Annotated in this window: 11 protein-coding genes and 1 riboswitch; of the genes, 3 read left to right on the plus strand and 8 right to left on the minus strand. The window is 70.5% G+C overall.

Annotated features, from left to right (window positions below; genetic code table 11):
- Nucleotides 1-63: 63 nt before the first annotated feature.
- The 3 genes from ACH34R_RS31080 to ACH34R_RS31090 form a co-directional block, all read right to left on the minus strand.
- Nucleotides 64-3,060 carry a S8 family serine peptidase gene (locus tag ACH34R_RS31080; protein WP_397565093.1) on the minus strand — a complete coding sequence of 999 codons (2,997 nt, stop codon included), beginning with the start codon at nt 3,058-3,060 and terminating at the stop codon, nt 64-66.
- A 176-nt stretch (nt 3,061-3,236) separates the two neighbouring features.
- A complete protein-coding gene (locus ACH34R_RS31085; protein WP_397565095.1) occupies nt 3,237-5,747 on the minus strand; it encodes a S8 family serine peptidase in 2,511 nt (836 codons plus the stop codon).
- Between the two features lie 137 nt (nt 5,748-5,884).
- Nucleotides 5,885-6,550, minus strand: coding sequence for a TenA family protein (locus ACH34R_RS31090; protein WP_397565097.1), 666 nt, complete (start codon nt 6,548-6,550; stop codon nt 5,885-5,887).
- A gap of 96 nt (nt 6,551-6,646) precedes the next feature.
- Between ACH34R_RS31090 and trxA the strand changes: the two genes are divergently transcribed.
- Entirely contained in the window at nt 6,647-7,027 is a 381-nt protein-coding gene (gene trxA / locus ACH34R_RS31095; protein ID WP_111166317.1) for a thioredoxin, read from the plus strand.
- A 73-nt stretch (nt 7,028-7,100) separates the two neighbouring features.
- Here trxA and ACH34R_RS31100 read toward each other — a convergent pair whose 3' ends face one another.
- From ACH34R_RS31100 to ACH34R_RS31110, 3 genes are all read right to left on the minus strand, one after another.
- On the minus strand, nt 7,101-8,441 hold the full coding sequence (locus ACH34R_RS31100) for a class II 3-deoxy-7-phosphoheptulonate synthase (RefSeq protein ID WP_397565099.1): 1,341 nt from the start codon (nt 8,439-8,441) through the stop codon (nt 7,101-7,103).
- Between the two features lie 113 nt (nt 8,442-8,554).
- On the minus strand, nt 8,555-8,971 hold the full coding sequence (locus tag ACH34R_RS31105) for an SSI family serine proteinase inhibitor (protein ID WP_397565100.1): 417 nt from the start codon (nt 8,969-8,971) through the stop codon (nt 8,555-8,557).
- Between the two features lie 190 nt (nt 8,972-9,161).
- Nucleotides 9,162-9,809, minus strand: a complete 648-nt coding sequence (locus ACH34R_RS31110; RefSeq protein WP_397565102.1) for a CHAP domain-containing protein — start codon at nt 9,807-9,809, stop codon at nt 9,162-9,164.
- A 7-nt stretch (nt 9,810-9,816) separates the two neighbouring features.
- A riboswitch (cyclic di-AMP (ydaO/yuaA leader) is annotated at nt 9,817-9,971 on the minus strand.
- 229 nt (nt 9,972-10,200) lie between these two features.
- On the opposite strand from ACH34R_RS31110, the gene ACH34R_RS31115 reads away from it, so the two are divergent.
- Nucleotides 10,201-11,271: a hypothetical protein gene (locus ACH34R_RS31115; protein ID WP_397565103.1), complete on the plus strand. Its 1,071-nt coding sequence runs from the start codon at nt 10,201-10,203 to the stop codon at nt 11,269-11,271.
- Nucleotides 11,268-12,485 (plus strand): DUF6716 putative glycosyltransferase, encoded by a 1,218-nt coding sequence (locus tag ACH34R_RS31120; protein ID WP_397565104.1) that lies wholly within the window; start codon nt 11,268-11,270, stop codon nt 12,483-12,485. Before ACH34R_RS31115 ends, ACH34R_RS31120 begins: the two co-directional genes overlap by 4 nt.
- Before the next feature lie 20 nt (nt 12,486-12,505).
- Here the strand turns inward: ACH34R_RS31120 and ACH34R_RS31125 are convergent, their stop codons facing one another.
- Together ACH34R_RS31125 and ACH34R_RS31130 are read right to left on the minus strand one after the other, a co-directional pair.
- Nucleotides 12,506-13,795, minus strand: a complete 1,290-nt coding sequence (locus ACH34R_RS31125; RefSeq protein WP_397565105.1) for an alpha-2,8-polysialyltransferase family protein — start codon at nt 13,793-13,795, stop codon at nt 12,506-12,508.
- On the minus strand, nt 13,792-14,778 hold the full coding sequence (locus tag ACH34R_RS31130; protein WP_397565107.1) for a glycosyltransferase family 2 protein: 987 nt from the start codon (nt 14,776-14,778) through the stop codon (nt 13,792-13,794). Before ACH34R_RS31130 ends, ACH34R_RS31125 begins: the two co-directional genes overlap by 4 nt.
- Between the last annotated feature and the right edge of the window lie 18 nt (nt 14,779-14,796).

Consider the following 14,796-nt stretch of genomic DNA (forward strand, 5'->3'; position numbering starts at 1 on the left):
TTCGGCGCATGGGTCGCCGGCGGGCGGGCCTGGTGCGGCCCGACCGCTGGTGACCCTTACCGGTTACTGGGGCGGGGTCAGGGTGACGGGGATCTCGATGGTGGGTTGCCGTCCGCTGGCTGAGTGGATGAGGAGCGTGCCGCCGCGCGGCTCTCCGGAGCCGGTCGCCGTGACGGTGATGGTGGCGGACTGGTTTTGGAGGAGTCCGCCGGTGGTGGGGGTGGCGGTGAGCCAGGCGTCGTCGGTGGTGACTTCGTAGGGGGTGGGGGCGGTGCCGGTGTTGGTGAGGGTGATGGTGGCGCTGGTGGTGCCGTTCAGGGTGAGTGCTGTGGGGGAGGCGGTGACCTTTCCGGTGATGAGGGCGGCGTCTTTGGTGGTGACGGTGGTCGCGGGGACGGTGACGTTCTGGGGGAGGGTGCCGTACTTGTCCTTGGAGACCTTGACCTGGTGGGTTCCGGCGCGGACCTGGCCGCCGTAGGTGCCGTCCTCGCCGGTGGTGAAGGTGGCGATGTGCGGGAACTCGACGGTCGCGCCCGCCAGGGGTTGCCCGTCGTTGGCGTCGGTGACCTTTCCGCGTACCACGCCGTGGTCCTTGGCGGTGAAGGTCAGGCTCTGCCCGTCGCGGATGGAGGAGGTGTTGTAGGAGTACTGGAAGGCGTCGGTGCCGTCGGCGTTCTCGATGCCGATGGTGGCGCTGCTGCCCTGTTCGATCGCCGCGCCGATGTCCTTGTAGCGGTAGCCGATCGTGCCGTCCTCACCGAGCAGCGCGGAGAACGACATGATCTCGAAGGTGTCCGCCGCCGGTCTGATGTCGCGCCACTCGATCACGAAGGACCGGTGCGGAGCGGTGCCCACCGTGCCGGTGTAGACCCCGGACTGTGCCTCTATCCGCAGGTCATCCCAGAAGGGGTAGACGGCGAGGTTGGGTTCGAGAGGTCCGGGCAAGGGCTCGTTGTCGAAGACCACATTTCCGGCGAACGAGGCGAAGCCCACTGCGGCCACCCAGATCCGGGACCTGGACTGCCCGTAGAACGGCACCGGGAACGGCAGCGCCACCTCCGTCCCCATGCCGGGAAGGAGTGTCAGCGGTTCGGTGCCCGCCACGTAGGGCTCGGTACCGCTGGTGCAGGTGTAGCCGAAGTCGTCCCGCTTCACCGGCAGGTCGAAGTTCTTCGTCACGTTCCCGGCCACGGTGATGTCCGCGGTGGCGGTGCTGACGCACTGCGAGGCCCCGGCGACGCTGAGCTGGTAGGAGTCGTGCGGAAGGGTCATCTGGTAGTGGCCGGAGCCGTCGGTGACGGTCTTGACCGGAGTGCCGGAAGCGATGACCGTGGCGTCCTTCTCGGGGTCGCCGTCCGTGGTGATGGTGCCGCTGACCACCGCCACCGGCTTGAGGGTCAGCGTGACGTCGTGATCGGCGGTCTGGCCGTCGGTGATGGTGACGGTCGAGGTGGCGGGCTGGTAGCCGAACTTGGACACGCTGACCTGGTACGTCCCGGCGGGCAGGCGGAGCAAGGCGTAGCCGCCGCCGGCGCCGGTGCCGACCGTACGGCCGACCGGCCCGGTGACCGTCACCTCCGCCCCGGACACGGGCGCGCCGTTCGCGGTGACGGTGCCGCCCAGGTCGCCGAGCGCGTCGTCGGGCACGGCCTGGACCGCGGCGTGGGCGTCCAGCCGGCCCTCGCCGTAGACGTTGTTGTTCCCGGCCGTTCCGCCGCAGGTCAGGTCTGCGGTGTCGATCGCGGTGCCGTCCAGCAGCGCCCGCGTGGTGGGCACATCGCCACGCAGCGACGGCGCGGCCGACCACATCAGCGCGACCGTGGCGGCGACATGCGGGGCGGCCATCGAGGTGCCGCTCAGGCTGCCGTACTCACCCTGGGGCAACGACGAGCGGATGTTGACGCCGGGGGCGGCGATGTCCGGTTTCACCTCGCCGTTGTCACCGGGCCCCCGGGACGATTCGCTCCAGATGGTGCCGTTCACATCGAAGGCCCCCACGGCGTAGCTGTTCGCGTACTTCGCGGTGCTGCTGGCGCTGCCGCACTTCGGACCGGTGTTGCCGTTGGAGAACACCGGGAAGATGCCCGCATCGACCCACCTGTTGACGATGTCCTCGAAATAGGGGTCGGAGCCTTCCGAGCCCCAGGAGCTGTTGACGATGTCGGGAGCGAGGTCGGGCCGGGGGTTCTGGCCGTTCAGATCGGTGGGCGCCAGCATCCACTCGCCTGCCAGGATCTTCCCGGTCGTCGAGCGGTTGCCGGAAGTGGCGATCCACCTGGCGCCGGGAGCGACCCCGATGCCGTTCTCGCCGGTGATGATGCCGGTCACGTGCGTGCCGTGCCCATTGCGGTCGCACGGGGCGGCCTCGGGGCAGCTATGACCCGGGTCGAACCAACTGTAGTTGTGGTCCACCGAGCCGTCGGGCCGGTTGCCGCGGTACCGCCCGGCGAGGTCCGGGTGCCCGATGTCCACCCCGGTGTCGAGGACGCCGATGACGATGTCCTCGCCCCGGTCGTTCAGCTCCTCCCACACCTGTGGCGCGCCGATGCGGTCGATGTTCCACTCGGCCGCGGCCGGGACGGCCGCCGCCTTGGCCGGTTTCGGTGCGGGTTTCGGGGCCTCATCCCTGCGAACGGGATCGAGGGCGGCGACCTCGGGCAGCGCGGCGATCTCGTTCGCCAGCTTAGGGCCGGCGGTCACCTGGACGGCGTTGACGATCCAGAATGGGGTGTACTCGGCCTTCCACCCGGTCAGCAGCTTTCGCAGCCCGGCCTGGGACCTGCCCGCGTACGCGGTCAGGGCCTCGTGCACCGCCTTGGCCTTGGCGTCCTTGGTGGTGGCCCGGCGGGCGGCGCTGAGATCGGCCTTGCCGCCGAGGCGGACGAAGAAGGTGGCCTTGCCGTCCTTCAGGTCCGTGCGGACGGCGGCGGCGATCTTCTCGGCGCCGGGTTCGGCGTGCGCCGGAACCTGCGGCAGGAGGATGGGGAGAGCGGCCAGCAGCCCGATCAGCGCCCGGCTGAGGGGCCGAGGGCGGGGGCGACGTCGTAAGGGATGGGACACATGCTTTCCCTTCGTACTGAGGAGGATCTTCATCCCGGCCGAAGGAAATGTATCCCAAAACAATTGACTTTCCAGATGCCCGCTCGTCTAAATAAGCGAAAAGCGGCGCAGGCAATTCTGCTGAATTTGCTCGCGGGGTGCGGCGGGCATGGCCCGCCGCGCCCCGCGAGTGGTCCTTACGGTCGCGTCCGGCGCGGGGCGGCCGGGGGCGGGATGAAGGTCAGGCTCTGGCCCTCGCTGATCGCGCGGACGTTGTAGGAGTACTCGAAGGCGTCGCTACCGTCCTCGTTCTCCAGGCCGATCGTGGCGCTGAGGCCCTGGTCGCGCCAGGCGTCGATGTCCTTGTAGCGGTAGCCGATCGTGCCGTCCTCACCGAGCAGGGCGGAGAATGACAAACGCCGGTCATTCCCGTCGTTGAAGGTGACGTTCCGCCATTCGATGACGAACGAACGGTGCGGGGCCGTGCCCACCGTGGCGGTGTAGACCCCGGCCTGCGCGTCCACCCAGATGTTCTCCCAGAAGGGGTAGACGGAAAGGTTCGGCAGGCCCGGATTGGGCAGCGGTTCGTTCTCGGCCGCGTCCGGCTCGATGAACGAGGCGAATCCCCTGGCGGTGACCCACAGATCCGAGCGGGCGGTGCCGTACAGCGGCACGGGGAACGGCAGGGTCAGCTTCTCGACAAGCTTCGTGTCGATCTGGGTGAGGCGCTGGGTGCCCGCGACGTACGGCTCGGTGCCGCTCGTGCAGGTGTACCCGAAGGCGTCGCGCCGCAGTTGCAGATCCACGTTCTTGGTCACGCTCCCGGCCACGGTGATCTGCTCGCCGGCGGTGCCCGAGCAACGCGTGGAGCCGGCGATCTCCAGCCGGTAGGAGCCGTGCGGAAGGCCGAGCTGGTAGTGGCCCGCGGCGTCGGTGACCGCCTCGGCCGTCGTGCCGGGCACCTTCACCGTGGCGCCCTTTTCGGGGACGCCCGCCACACTGATCGTCCCGGAGACGAGGCCATGCGGTCGCACTGTCAGAGCGAGGTCGGCGGTGGTGGTCTGACCGGCGACGATGGTCACCGATGTGGTCGCGGGGGAGTATCCGAACCGCGACGCGCCGACCTGGTAGGTGCCGGGAGGCAGGCGCAGGACGGAGTAGGCGCCCTGGCCGCCGCTGGCCGTCGTACGGCCGAGCGGGCCGGTGACCGTCACGTCGGCCTCGGGCAGGGGCGCGCCGTTCGCCGTGGTCACCGTCCCGAACAGCGTGCCGAGCGGGTCGTCGGGCGCGGCCTGTACGGCGGCGTAGGCGTCCAGCCGTCCCTCGCCGTAGACGTTGTTGTCCTGGGACGTCCCGCCGCACGTGGTGTCGTCCCCGTCGATGGCGATGCCGTCGAGCAGCGTGCGTACGGCGGCGACGTCACCGCGCAACGAGGGCGCGGCGGAAAGGATCAGCGCGACCGTCGCGGCCACATGCGGCGAGGCCATCGAGGTGCCACGTATGGTGGCGTAGCCGCCTTCGGGGACCGATGAGCGGATATTGTCCCCTGGCGCGGAGATGTTGGGCTTGATCTCGCCGTTCTCGCCGGGGCCGCGGCTGGAGAAGCTCGCCGCCGCGTCGTCCGCGCCGAACGCGCCGGCGGCGTAGCTCTCGGTGTACATCCCGGGGGAGTGGCTGGTGCCGCAGGCAGGCCCGTCGTTGCCGATGGCGAACATCGGGAAGATGCCCGCGTCCACCCAGGCGCTGATGACCGTCTCGTACCAGTCCTTGTACCCCTTGCCGCCCCAGGAGTTGTTGATGATGTCGGGGGCCAGGTCGGGCCGGGGGTTCTGGCCGTTCACGTCGGTCGGCGCGAGCATCCACTGACCGCCCGCGAGCAGCGCGGCCTCGTCGCAGCAGCCCCCGGCGGCGATCCACTTGGCGCCGGGGGCGACGCCGATGCCGCTCTTGCCGACGACGGTGCCGGTCACATGCGTGCCATGGTAATGGGGGTCGCACGGGGCGGCGCTCGGGCACAGCCCCTCGGGCGCCGTCCAGTTGTAGTTGTGGTCCATGTAGCCGTCGGCCCTCGTGCCGCGGTACTGTCCCGCGAGTTCCGGGTGCTCGATGTCCACGCCGCTGTCGATGATGCCGACGACGACGCCCTCGCCCAGGTTCTTGAGCTCGCTCCACACCCGGGGCGCGCCGATGCGGTCGATGTTCCACTCGACCGCGCCGACCTTGGCCTGGGCCTTGCCCGGCCGCGGCTTCGGCGGTTCGGCCTTCCCGATCGGCTCGATGGCGGTGACCTCGGGCAGGGCCGCGATCTCCTTGGCCAGCTCCGCGCCGGCGGTCACTTTGACGATGTTGGCGATCCAGAACGGTTCGTGCTCGGCCTTGCGTTCGGTCAGCAGTTTCCGCAGCCGGGCCTGGGACCTGTTCGCGTGCGCGGTCTTGGCCGCGTACACCGCCCTGCCCTTGGCCGGCTTGGTGGCGGCCCTGCGGGCGGCCGAAACGTTCGCCTCACCGGCGAGGCGGACGAAGAAGGTCGCTTTGCCGTCCTTCAGATCGGTGGCGACCGCCTTGGCGATCTTGTCGTCGCCGGGGGAGCGGTACGGCACGGCGTGCGCCGTACCCTGGGGGAACAACAGGCCGACAGCGGCCACCAGGCCGATGATCAGCCGGACCGGGCTCCGGCGCGAGGCCGGTGACCGTAAGTGATGGGACACGTGATCTCCTTCGCGAGATTGCGATCTATATGTCCTCCGAAAATGTATTCTAGATTTCCTAGATCTTTTTATGCGTCATTTCAATATTCCTCTAATAGTGTGCAGAGGAATGCCGGAGAGTATCCGAAATGATTTGCTCAGTTTCCGGCCGCCATGTCGAAGAACCGGCGTTCCAGCACGGTCGCGCGCCGGAAGGCGTCAAGAACGTGCGCCTGCGCGGTCGCCGGCAGCGCGGGGCCGAGCCGGTCCAGCTCGCCGCGCAGGAAGCCGACCCAGGCCCGGAAGTCCGGGCCCTCGTGCAGCTCGATCCACTCGCGGTACAGGAAGCCCTCCGGCAGCGGCTCTCGTGCCCGCGAGGCCCAGCCGAGGTAGCTCCACTCGGCCACGCACAGCACGGCGAGGATCACCGGGTAGTCCTGGCCGGCGCGCGCCTCGTCCATCAGCGCCCGGAATTCCGTGGTGACCGGCTCCGGCTCGGGCGCGGCGGTCGGGTCCTCGCCGAGGGCGGCGAGCGCCCGGTGGAAGTAGCCGCGTTCCTCGTCGGTGGCGATCTGCCCGAGGAACCGGCCGAACGGCACTCGCGCCTCGAAGGAGTCCGCGGCGGCCACGGCCGCGCCGAGCAGCGCGGTGAAGGAGTCCACGAACTGGAAGTCCTGGACGAGGTAGCGCCGCATGTCGGCCTCGCCGCGGATGATGGCGGTGGCGAACGGATGCCCGACGACGGCCGACCAATCGGGCTCGCTGCTCGCACGCAGCCATTCACTGAAGGTCGCGGTTTCCGGGCCTTCTCCGTAGCGCGTCATACGCGACTCCTGAATAGTGGACCATGGTAGGAATGCCCACGAAGGGTACATGGTTATGTGGGCTGTCAAGTGAACGCCGGAAGCGAGGAGCCACTGGTGGCGACTGTCGCGGTAACCGAGAAGAACTTCAACGAGATCGCCGATGAGGGCATCGTCCTGCTCGACTTCTGGGCGGAATGGTGCGGCCCCTGCCGCCAGTTCGGGCCGGTCTTCGAGAAGGCGTCGGAGAAGCACGAGGACATCACGTTCGGGAAGATCGACACCGACGCGGAGAGCGGCTTGGCCGAGGGCTTCGAGATCTCGTCGATCCCGACCATCATGGCGATTCGCGATGGGATCGTCGTGTACGCCCAGCCGGGGGCTCTGCCCGCGCCGGCCTTGGAAGACCTGATCGGCCAGGTCAAGGCCCTGGACATGGACGCCATCCGGGCGGAACTCGCCGCCGAGCTGGACGGCGAGCAGAAGCAGGAAAGCTGACCGTACCGCCAGTCGTGCGGAAGGGGAGCCGGTGGACGGCTCCCCTTCGCCGTAAGCGGCCTGCGCCGGATCGTCAGGCCGAGCGGTACAGCTCGGCCACCCGGAAGGCCAGGTCCAGTGACTGCCCGCGGTTCAGCCGCGGGTCGCAGGCGGTCTCGTAGCGCAGCGCGAGGTCGTCCTCGACCACCTCGTGCCCGCCGCCGACGCACTCGGTCACATCGTCGCCGGTGAACTCGATGTGGATGCCGCCGGGGTGGGTGCCCAGCGCCCTGTGCACCTCGAAGAAGCCGGTGACCTCGTCGAGCACGTCGTCGAAGCGCCGGGTCTTGTGCCCGCTCGGGGCCTCGAAGGTGTTGCCGTGCATCGGGTCGCACACCCAGCCCACGATCGCGCCGCCCGCGGTGACCTTTTCCACCAGCGGGGGCAGCGCGTCCCTGATCTTCTTGGCGCCCATCCGCGTGATGAACGTGAGCCGGCCCGGCTCGTTGTCCGGGTTGAGGCGCTCGATCAGCGCGAGCGCGTCCTCGGCGGAGGTGGTCGGCCCGAGCTTGACGCCGATCGGGTTGCGGATGCGGCTGAAGAACTCCACGTGCGCGCCGTCGAGGCCGCGGGTGCGCTCGCCGATCCAGACCATGTGCGCCGACACGTCGTACGGCAGGCCCGTGCGCGAGTCGATCCGGGTGAGCGCCCGGTCGTAGTCCAGGATCAGCGCCTCGTGCGAGGAGTAGAACTCGACCGTGTGGAACTCCTCCGGGTCGGCCCCGCAGGCGCGCATGAAGGCGAGCGCCTGGTCGATCTCCCTGGCCAGCCGCTCGTAGCGGCGGCCGGCGGGGGAACCGGCCACGAAGTCCTGGTTCCAGGCGTGTACCTGGCGCAGGTCGGCGTACCCGCCCTTGGTGAAGGCGCGGCAGAGGTTGAGCGTCACCGCCGCCGAGTGGTAGGCCCGCAGCAGCCGCCACGGGTCGGGCGCGCGGGACTCGGGCGTGAAGTCGAAGCCGTTGACCATGTCGCCCCGGTAGGCGGGCAGCTCGACGCCCTCGCGCACCTCGGTGGGCTTGGAGCGGGGCTTGGCGAACTGCCCGGCCATCCGCCCGATCTTGACGATCGGCACCTTGCCCGCGTACGTGAGCACTATCGCCATCTGCAGCAGGGTCTTCAGCTTGTTGCGCACCGCGTCGGCGGTGGCGCCGGCGAAGGTCTCGGCGCAGTCACCGCCCTGCAGTACGAACGCCTCCCCGCGGGCCACGGCGGCCAGCTCGCTCTTGAGCTGGTCGCACTCCCCCGCGAACACCAAGGGCGGAAGGCCGGCCAGCTCGGCCACGACCTTGTCCAGCTCGCCGCGGTCAGGCCAGTCGGGCTGCTGCGCCGCGGGCAGCTCTCGCCAGGAATCCAGATGGATCGATTCTGCGCTCACGGCATATCAGGCTATTGCACAGGACGGGGTCAACCAGCCAGATGTCCGCACAATGAGAAAGCTCTTTGTACGCCGGAGCCCCGCCGTATACCCCCGCCGCCCGAGCCGGCCGGTCAGCCGGGGATGAGGGTGGGGGAGGCGGCGGCGCCCTGGGCGCAGGCGGCGTTGGGGTAGTGGGCGTGGAAGCCGACGATGCGGCCGTGCCAGCTTCCGCGGATCTCGACGCGGACGGGGGTGTGGCCCCCGACGCAGCGGGCGGATCGGTAGCGGGTGCGCAGCACGCCCAGGTCGCCATCGATGGCCCGCAGGTGGTCGCAGGCGGTGCGGGCCTCGGGGTGGGTGCCGCCGTCGGGGTCGCAGAACAGCGACCAGTGGCGGGTGTGGTCGGCCATGAGGTCGTGCCGGGTGATGCCCAGCATGGACTGGGGGACCTTGGCCTGTGCGGGGAAGGCGGCGGCGAGGGCGGCGGCGGCCACGGCCGCCGCCGAGAGGGTGACCACGCCGCGGACCGGCGGGCGGGCGGTTGACACGGGCCACCTCCTAGCGGTAATACTCACAGTCACTTTACCACTACGAGGAGTTCTCATGAAGCGCTCCCGCCGCCCGCGCCCCGCGAGACGGAACGGCCCCGTGCCACGGGGTCACCGTGGCACGGGGCCGTAGGGTTCCGGGGTGGTCCCGCCGCCCGGGATCGGGGGCGTGGCCAGGTCGGGGCGAGGGTCAGGCGGCGTAGTCGGGGTAGCCGTAGCCGACCACCTGGCTGGTGGGCCGGGTCCGGACCTCTACCCTGCCGTTGCCCGTGTTGCCCTCGATGGTCTTGATGGTTCCGTTGCCGTTGTCCTGCACGACGAAACCGACGTGGTCGATGTCATCGAAGCGCTTGCCGCCGTTCCAGCCGAAGAACACGACCGCGCCCGGCTTGGGCGCCGTGCCCCAGCGCTGGTTCTCGCTGAACCACTTGGCGTGCGTCACGGTGTAGGCGTCCCATCCGACGGACGGACGGACGCCCAGCTCCTCGCCGACCCAGGAGACGAACATCGCGCACCAGGGCGCGTTGGCGTACGCGTTCACGCTGCCGCCGTCACGGGCGACCGTCTCCAGGGCTCGCGGAGAGGACATGTACCACTCATGGAACTTCGTGCCGCCGCCGGCGGCGTTCTCGCTGACGCCGACCTGTGAAAGGGCCAGGTTGATGACGTCCTGGGCCTTGACGGCCCGCTGGGTCTGGGTTGTGGCCGCCTTGGTGTCGGTGGGGGTGTCGGCGTGCGCGGCCTGCACACCGGTCAGGGCGCCGGCGAACACCGCGGTGCCCAGCGCGGCGCCGAGCAGTCGGGTCTTCCCGGCATGGGCGATCCGATGAAGGAACATAGGGGACTCCTTGCTTCCATGCCGCCTACCGGGTTAGCTGACGGGTTCGGGCCTGGAAGTCGGCCCTACGGCTGGCCGCCCGAAGGCGGGCCTTGCCGATTCACCCCATGGGGGAGGTTGGGTCCCCGGCTCCGCGTATCGCGGACTCGGCGGTTGCGCCCCGGCTGGAGGGGGTTCCTGCCGTGACTGGGCGCTATGCAGTTTGCAAACGTCGCGGCAACGCTCTGACCTGCGACGCAGGGGGGGCTCTGCCGCAAACTCCGTGAAAGGTAATACATGGTGACATACGAGGGCAAATCGGGCAAAGCTCCTACACACCGGAATCTCGTATTCCGGGTGTTCACTGAGGCTTCCCGGGCTCGTAATCCCCCGTGGCTAGGGTGATGACGTCGTGAACGGGTCATCACCCGGCGTGGAGGAAGGTCGGCGGCGCCACGTGCGGGAGCAGGGGTCGGCCGTGGCCTGGGTGGAGTCACCGCTGCAGATGCTCTGCGCCGTGGAGGCCCACCATGCGGGCCTGCTCGGAAGCGGGACGCGCATCGTGCCGCGGGCCAAGCTCCCTGCCCTCGCCGCCACCCGACGTGAACTCAACCGTCTGGGCCTACCTGCGCATTCCGTGATCGATTCAGCCCAGAGCGAAATGCCGCGGCCCTCGCGCGGCGGCACCTGGGTGGTGGGCGACGCCTTCTCCGGCAAGGTCCAGTTGCGCCTGCTGGCCGGTACGGGTCGCCGCGTGGTCATCGTCGATGACGGCCTGGCCACCATCCGCCTGCTCGAACTTCTCAGCGGCCACGCCCTGCCGCCCCTGCTGCGCGCCCGTCCGGTGGGCTCCGGCCCGGTCCGCGGCCTCCTGCGCGCGGCGCTGGGCAGGGCCGCCGGCCTGCGGCTGCGCCTGGCCGCCCGCCGGGGCAGGCTCTCGGTGTTCACCGCGCTGCCCGTGCCCGCCGAGCTGGCCGACGCCGTACGCGCGACCGGCGCCGAGCTGCTGACCCACGACTTCCCATGGCTGCGCGCCCGGCCCGACGAGCCCACCCAGCCGGGCGAGCGCACCATCGTCCTCGGCACCTCGCTGGTCCGCAACGGCCTGATCCACCGCGACCCCTACCTGTGCTGGCTGGCCGGCCTGGCCGAACGCAACCCCGTCGCCTACTTCCCGCACCGCCGCGAGGACCCCGCCGACCTCGACCTGGTCAGGGGACAACCGGGCGTCCACGTGTACGACGGCGGGGCCCCCGCCGAGATCACGCTGCGCGGGCTGTCTCAGGGACAGCGCGTGGTGAGCCTGCCGTCCACGGCCGTGACCTCGCTGCGGGTGCTGCTGTCCCCGCGCGGCGTGCCCGTGGAGACCGTTGATGTGCCCGACGAGTGGTGGACCGCCGACGCGGCGCCGTCCCTGCGTTCGCACCTGCAGATGTTCGCTCATCACGATCACGGCACTCACGACATTGGAGTCACATCTTGAAAGTCCTGGCGGTGGCCGACTCGGACTCGTATCTGAAGTGGGCCGCGTGCCTTCTCGACGGGCTCCCCCCAGGTGACGAGGCACTGCTCACCCTGATCAGGACCCCGATCGCGCCCTCTTCCGGGCAGATCGCCGCGGCCATCGCGGGGACCCGCGCCGCGGCCGGGGAGGGCCTGCCCGAGGTGCTCACCGCCCGGCGGCTGCGCCGGGCCGCCGAACGCTTCGCCCCCGACGCGGTACTGCTGGCCTGCACCGGCCCGGTGGTCGACGTGCTGTGCGCCGAGACCCTGGAGGGACTGCGCCCCCGCCCGGTGTTCTTCTCCGGGCTGCCCGGCATCTCCGTGCCCGCCACCGAGAAGGCATGGCGGTTCCGCAGCGGGTGCGACCTGTTCATCGTGCACAGCACCCGCGAGGTGCGCGAGTTCTCCGCGCTCGGCGCCGAACTCGGCGGCGGCGGCGCGGTCGGCCTGGCCAGGCTGCCCTTCCTCGGCCAGGGCGCGGCCGGCCCGGTCTCCGGCCCCCGCGACCGCGTGGTGTTCGCCACCCAGGCCAAGGTGCCCAAGCGGCGCGAGGAGCGCGAGTCGATCCTGCTGGCCCTCGCCGAACTGGGGGAGCGGCGGCCCGACCTCGACGTGGTGGTCAAACTCCGCGCCCGCGACACCGAACGCCAGACGCACAACGAGCGCTACCACTACGAGCGGCTGTGGATGGAACTGGCCGCCCAGGGCCGGGTCCGCGGCGGAGCCGTGCGGTTCGCCGACGGGCCGATGCACGAGCACCTGTCCAGGGCGGCCGGGTTCGTCACCGTCAGCTCGACCGCCGCGCTGGAGGCCATCGCCGAGTCGGTGCCGCTGCTGGTCCTCTCGGACTTCGGGGTCAGCGCCGAGATGATCAACCTGGTGTTCGAGGACAGCGGGTGCCTGGGCGACCTCGACGAGCTGGCCAAGGGCGTCTTCCGCGAGCCGGACGCCCGGTGGTGCCAGGCCAACTACTTCCACCACGAGAGCGCGGCCGACTGGCATCCCCGGCTTACCGCCCTGGCCGAGGACGCCCGCGCCGGGCGGCTCGTCCCGGCGCGGTCCCTGCTGCAGAGCGCCGCCGACGTCGCCGCCCGCCGCAGGGCACGGATGCGCGTGGAGGTGCCGCCCGGCATGCTGCGCGTGGGCTACCGCGCCAAGCGGCGGGTGCGCCGCTACCTCAAGTCCATCGGCTGACCCGGCGAGGGCCGGAGAGGTCAGGGCAGGGCGCGGGCGAGCTTGCGGCGCAGGCGGGCGAGAGCGCCCGCGCCCAGCCGGGCCTCGGCCGGCGCCAGTTCGAGCGCCGACAGGCGCTGCCGCTTGAAGTACGGTCCGGCGCCCGCCTCGGCCAGGTAGGCGGCGGCGGTGTCGCGCAGTCCGGGCAGGACCGTGCTCTGCATGCAGTAGCCGACGGAATGGATCAGCGGCGTGATCTGCTGCTCGGTGAACGCCGCGTCCAGCAGCGACCCGTCGGGCAGCAGCCGGGGCACCGTGGCGTCCACGATGGTGACCGGGATGCGGTTGCTGTTCTCGTAGGGCGTGAGCCGTTCCAGCGCCAGCTCGCTGCCCATGGTGGCGACCGGCGCCCCGAAGTACCGCTTGGCGGTGAGCAGCGCCGTGGAGAAGCAGCCGACCACCAGCGACGGCTTCAGCGCCGCGACGCACACCTCCGCCGGGACCGCCTCGCCCGCCACCGCCAGCCGTACGCCGAGGTCGTCGGCGACCTGCCGGAGCTGCTGGGCGTGCCTGCGCCCGGCCGCCGGATGCGGTTTGAACACCACCTGCTCATGCCCCCGGGCGGCCAGCGCGCGCAGCATCGACGCGTGCAGGTCGGCCTCCTCCTGGGCGGTCACGATGTCCAGGGCGGAGAGGTACTGGCCCAGGATGAGGGCGTCGCCCTCGACGTCGTCCGGGCAGTACTCGGCCACCTGGTCCACCACGGAGGTGAACGCACTACCGGGAAGGGCCTCGGCGGGCACGCCGTACTCGCTCAGAAGCAAGGGCGAAAGGCCGGGCACCAGGTCGAGGTAGAGCAGCCGGGTCAGCCGGCCGGAGATCTCCAGCGGCAGCGGGTTGCGGGTCGGGCCGTAGCTCATCAGGCCGTCGGAGTAGACCGTGACCGGGCACTCGCGTATCAGGCCCGCGATGGTGCGGGCGGGCGGCACCGCCAGCGACTCCACCACCAGCTCGGCCGGGCCGTCGCCGAGCGACAGGTGCGCGGCGATCAGCCGGCTGAGCATCGGGACCTCGATGACCCGCGCCTTCCAGTCCGACGGGTGCAGCGGGGAGACCAGCTCGTTCCACGACCACACCTCGTCGAAGCGGGCGCGCAGGGCGGCGAAGCCCGGTGTCTGGTCCAGCGGGGTCGCGACCTCCGGGATGGCCGCGTTGTTGGACACCAGCAGGATGCGCCGGTTGCCCTCGTGCTCGCCGAACCGCCCGGTGTCCATCGCGGCGGCCAGCGTCATCGCCCCGAACAGGGTCGAGGCGTAGAAGACCTGGATCATGCGTCCTCCGGTGCGGGCCGGTAACGGGACGGGGGAAGACGGGGCACTTCGGGGACCAGCGCGCGCAGCGCGTCCTCGCGTTCGCCCGTCAGATGGGACAGGGTCCGGGCGAGCAGGTCGGTGGGAAGCCGGCGCAGCGCGTCGGTCCCCCGCTCGACGAACCTGGCGCGCAGCTCGGGGGTGAAGCGGTCGAGCAGCTCCAGGTGGTGGGCGAGCAGCGCGCACATCATGCGCACCGCTTTGGGCAGGTACTGCGGCTCGTCGGCCAGATCCTTGAAGATCAGGTCGAAGGCGTCGAAGAAGTGGAGCTGCCGCTCGTCGCCGACCTGGGTGAGCGACCCGGGCACCAACCGGCGGTAGAACAGGCCGTGCAGCGACACCACCGAGAAGGACCGGGTGTGGCGGTGCAGCCGCCAGATCCACGGCCGGTCCTCGGCGGTGTGCAGGTGCCCGGGGAACTGCAGCAGGTCGCCGAGTTCCCTGCGGTAGATCCCGGCCCACGCGTAGGGGTAGTCCACCATGGTCTTGATGTCCGCGGGCATGATCCCGTCGCGGGGGTCGAGCACCACGCCCCGCCGGGCCTGCGGCGCCCGGTGGATCACCCGCTTGCGGCCCTCGGCCTGTACGTGGTCCACGCGCAGGAAGTCGCAGCCGAGGGCCTCGATGGCCGCCACCAGGTCGCCCAGGTAGCCGGGGGCGAGCCAGTCATCCCCGTCCATGAACGTCAGGTAGCGGCCGGAGGCCAGGGACAGCCCCAGGTTGCGCGCGTCTGCCAGGCCGACGGGGCTCGGGTTGCGCAACACCGACATTCCAGGGAGTTCCCCTCGGAAGTCCTCGATGATGGCCCCCGTGCCGTCCGCCGAGCCGTCATCGACCACGATGAACTCGAAGTCCCGTCTGGCGTTCCTGGCCAGGGACGTGAGGGCGTCGGCGAGATACGCCTCCCCGTCGCGGATGGGCACGATGACAGAGAGGGTGATCAAGGCTGTCCTTCGTGGCGG

It is taken from the genome of Spongiactinospora sp. 9N601, from assembly GCF_044326295.1.
GTDB lineage: Bacteria > Actinomycetota > Actinomycetes > Streptosporangiales > Streptosporangiaceae > Spongiactinospora > Spongiactinospora gelatinilytica.

Bases quoted from the DNA above. Each gene is read 5' to 3' on its own strand.
- ACH34R_RS31090 (WP_397565097.1), bottom strand. From the start codon at position 6,550: ATGACGCGCTACGGAGAAGGCCCGGAAACCGCGACCTTCAGTGAATGG.
- ACH34R_RS31110 (WP_397565102.1), bottom strand. From the start codon at position 9,809: ATGTTCCTTCATCGGATCGCCCATGCCGGGAAGACCCGACTGCTCGGC.
- ACH34R_RS31125 (WP_397565105.1), bottom strand. From the start codon at position 13,795: ATGATCCAGGTCTTCTACGCCTCGACCCTGTTCGGGGCGATGACGCTG.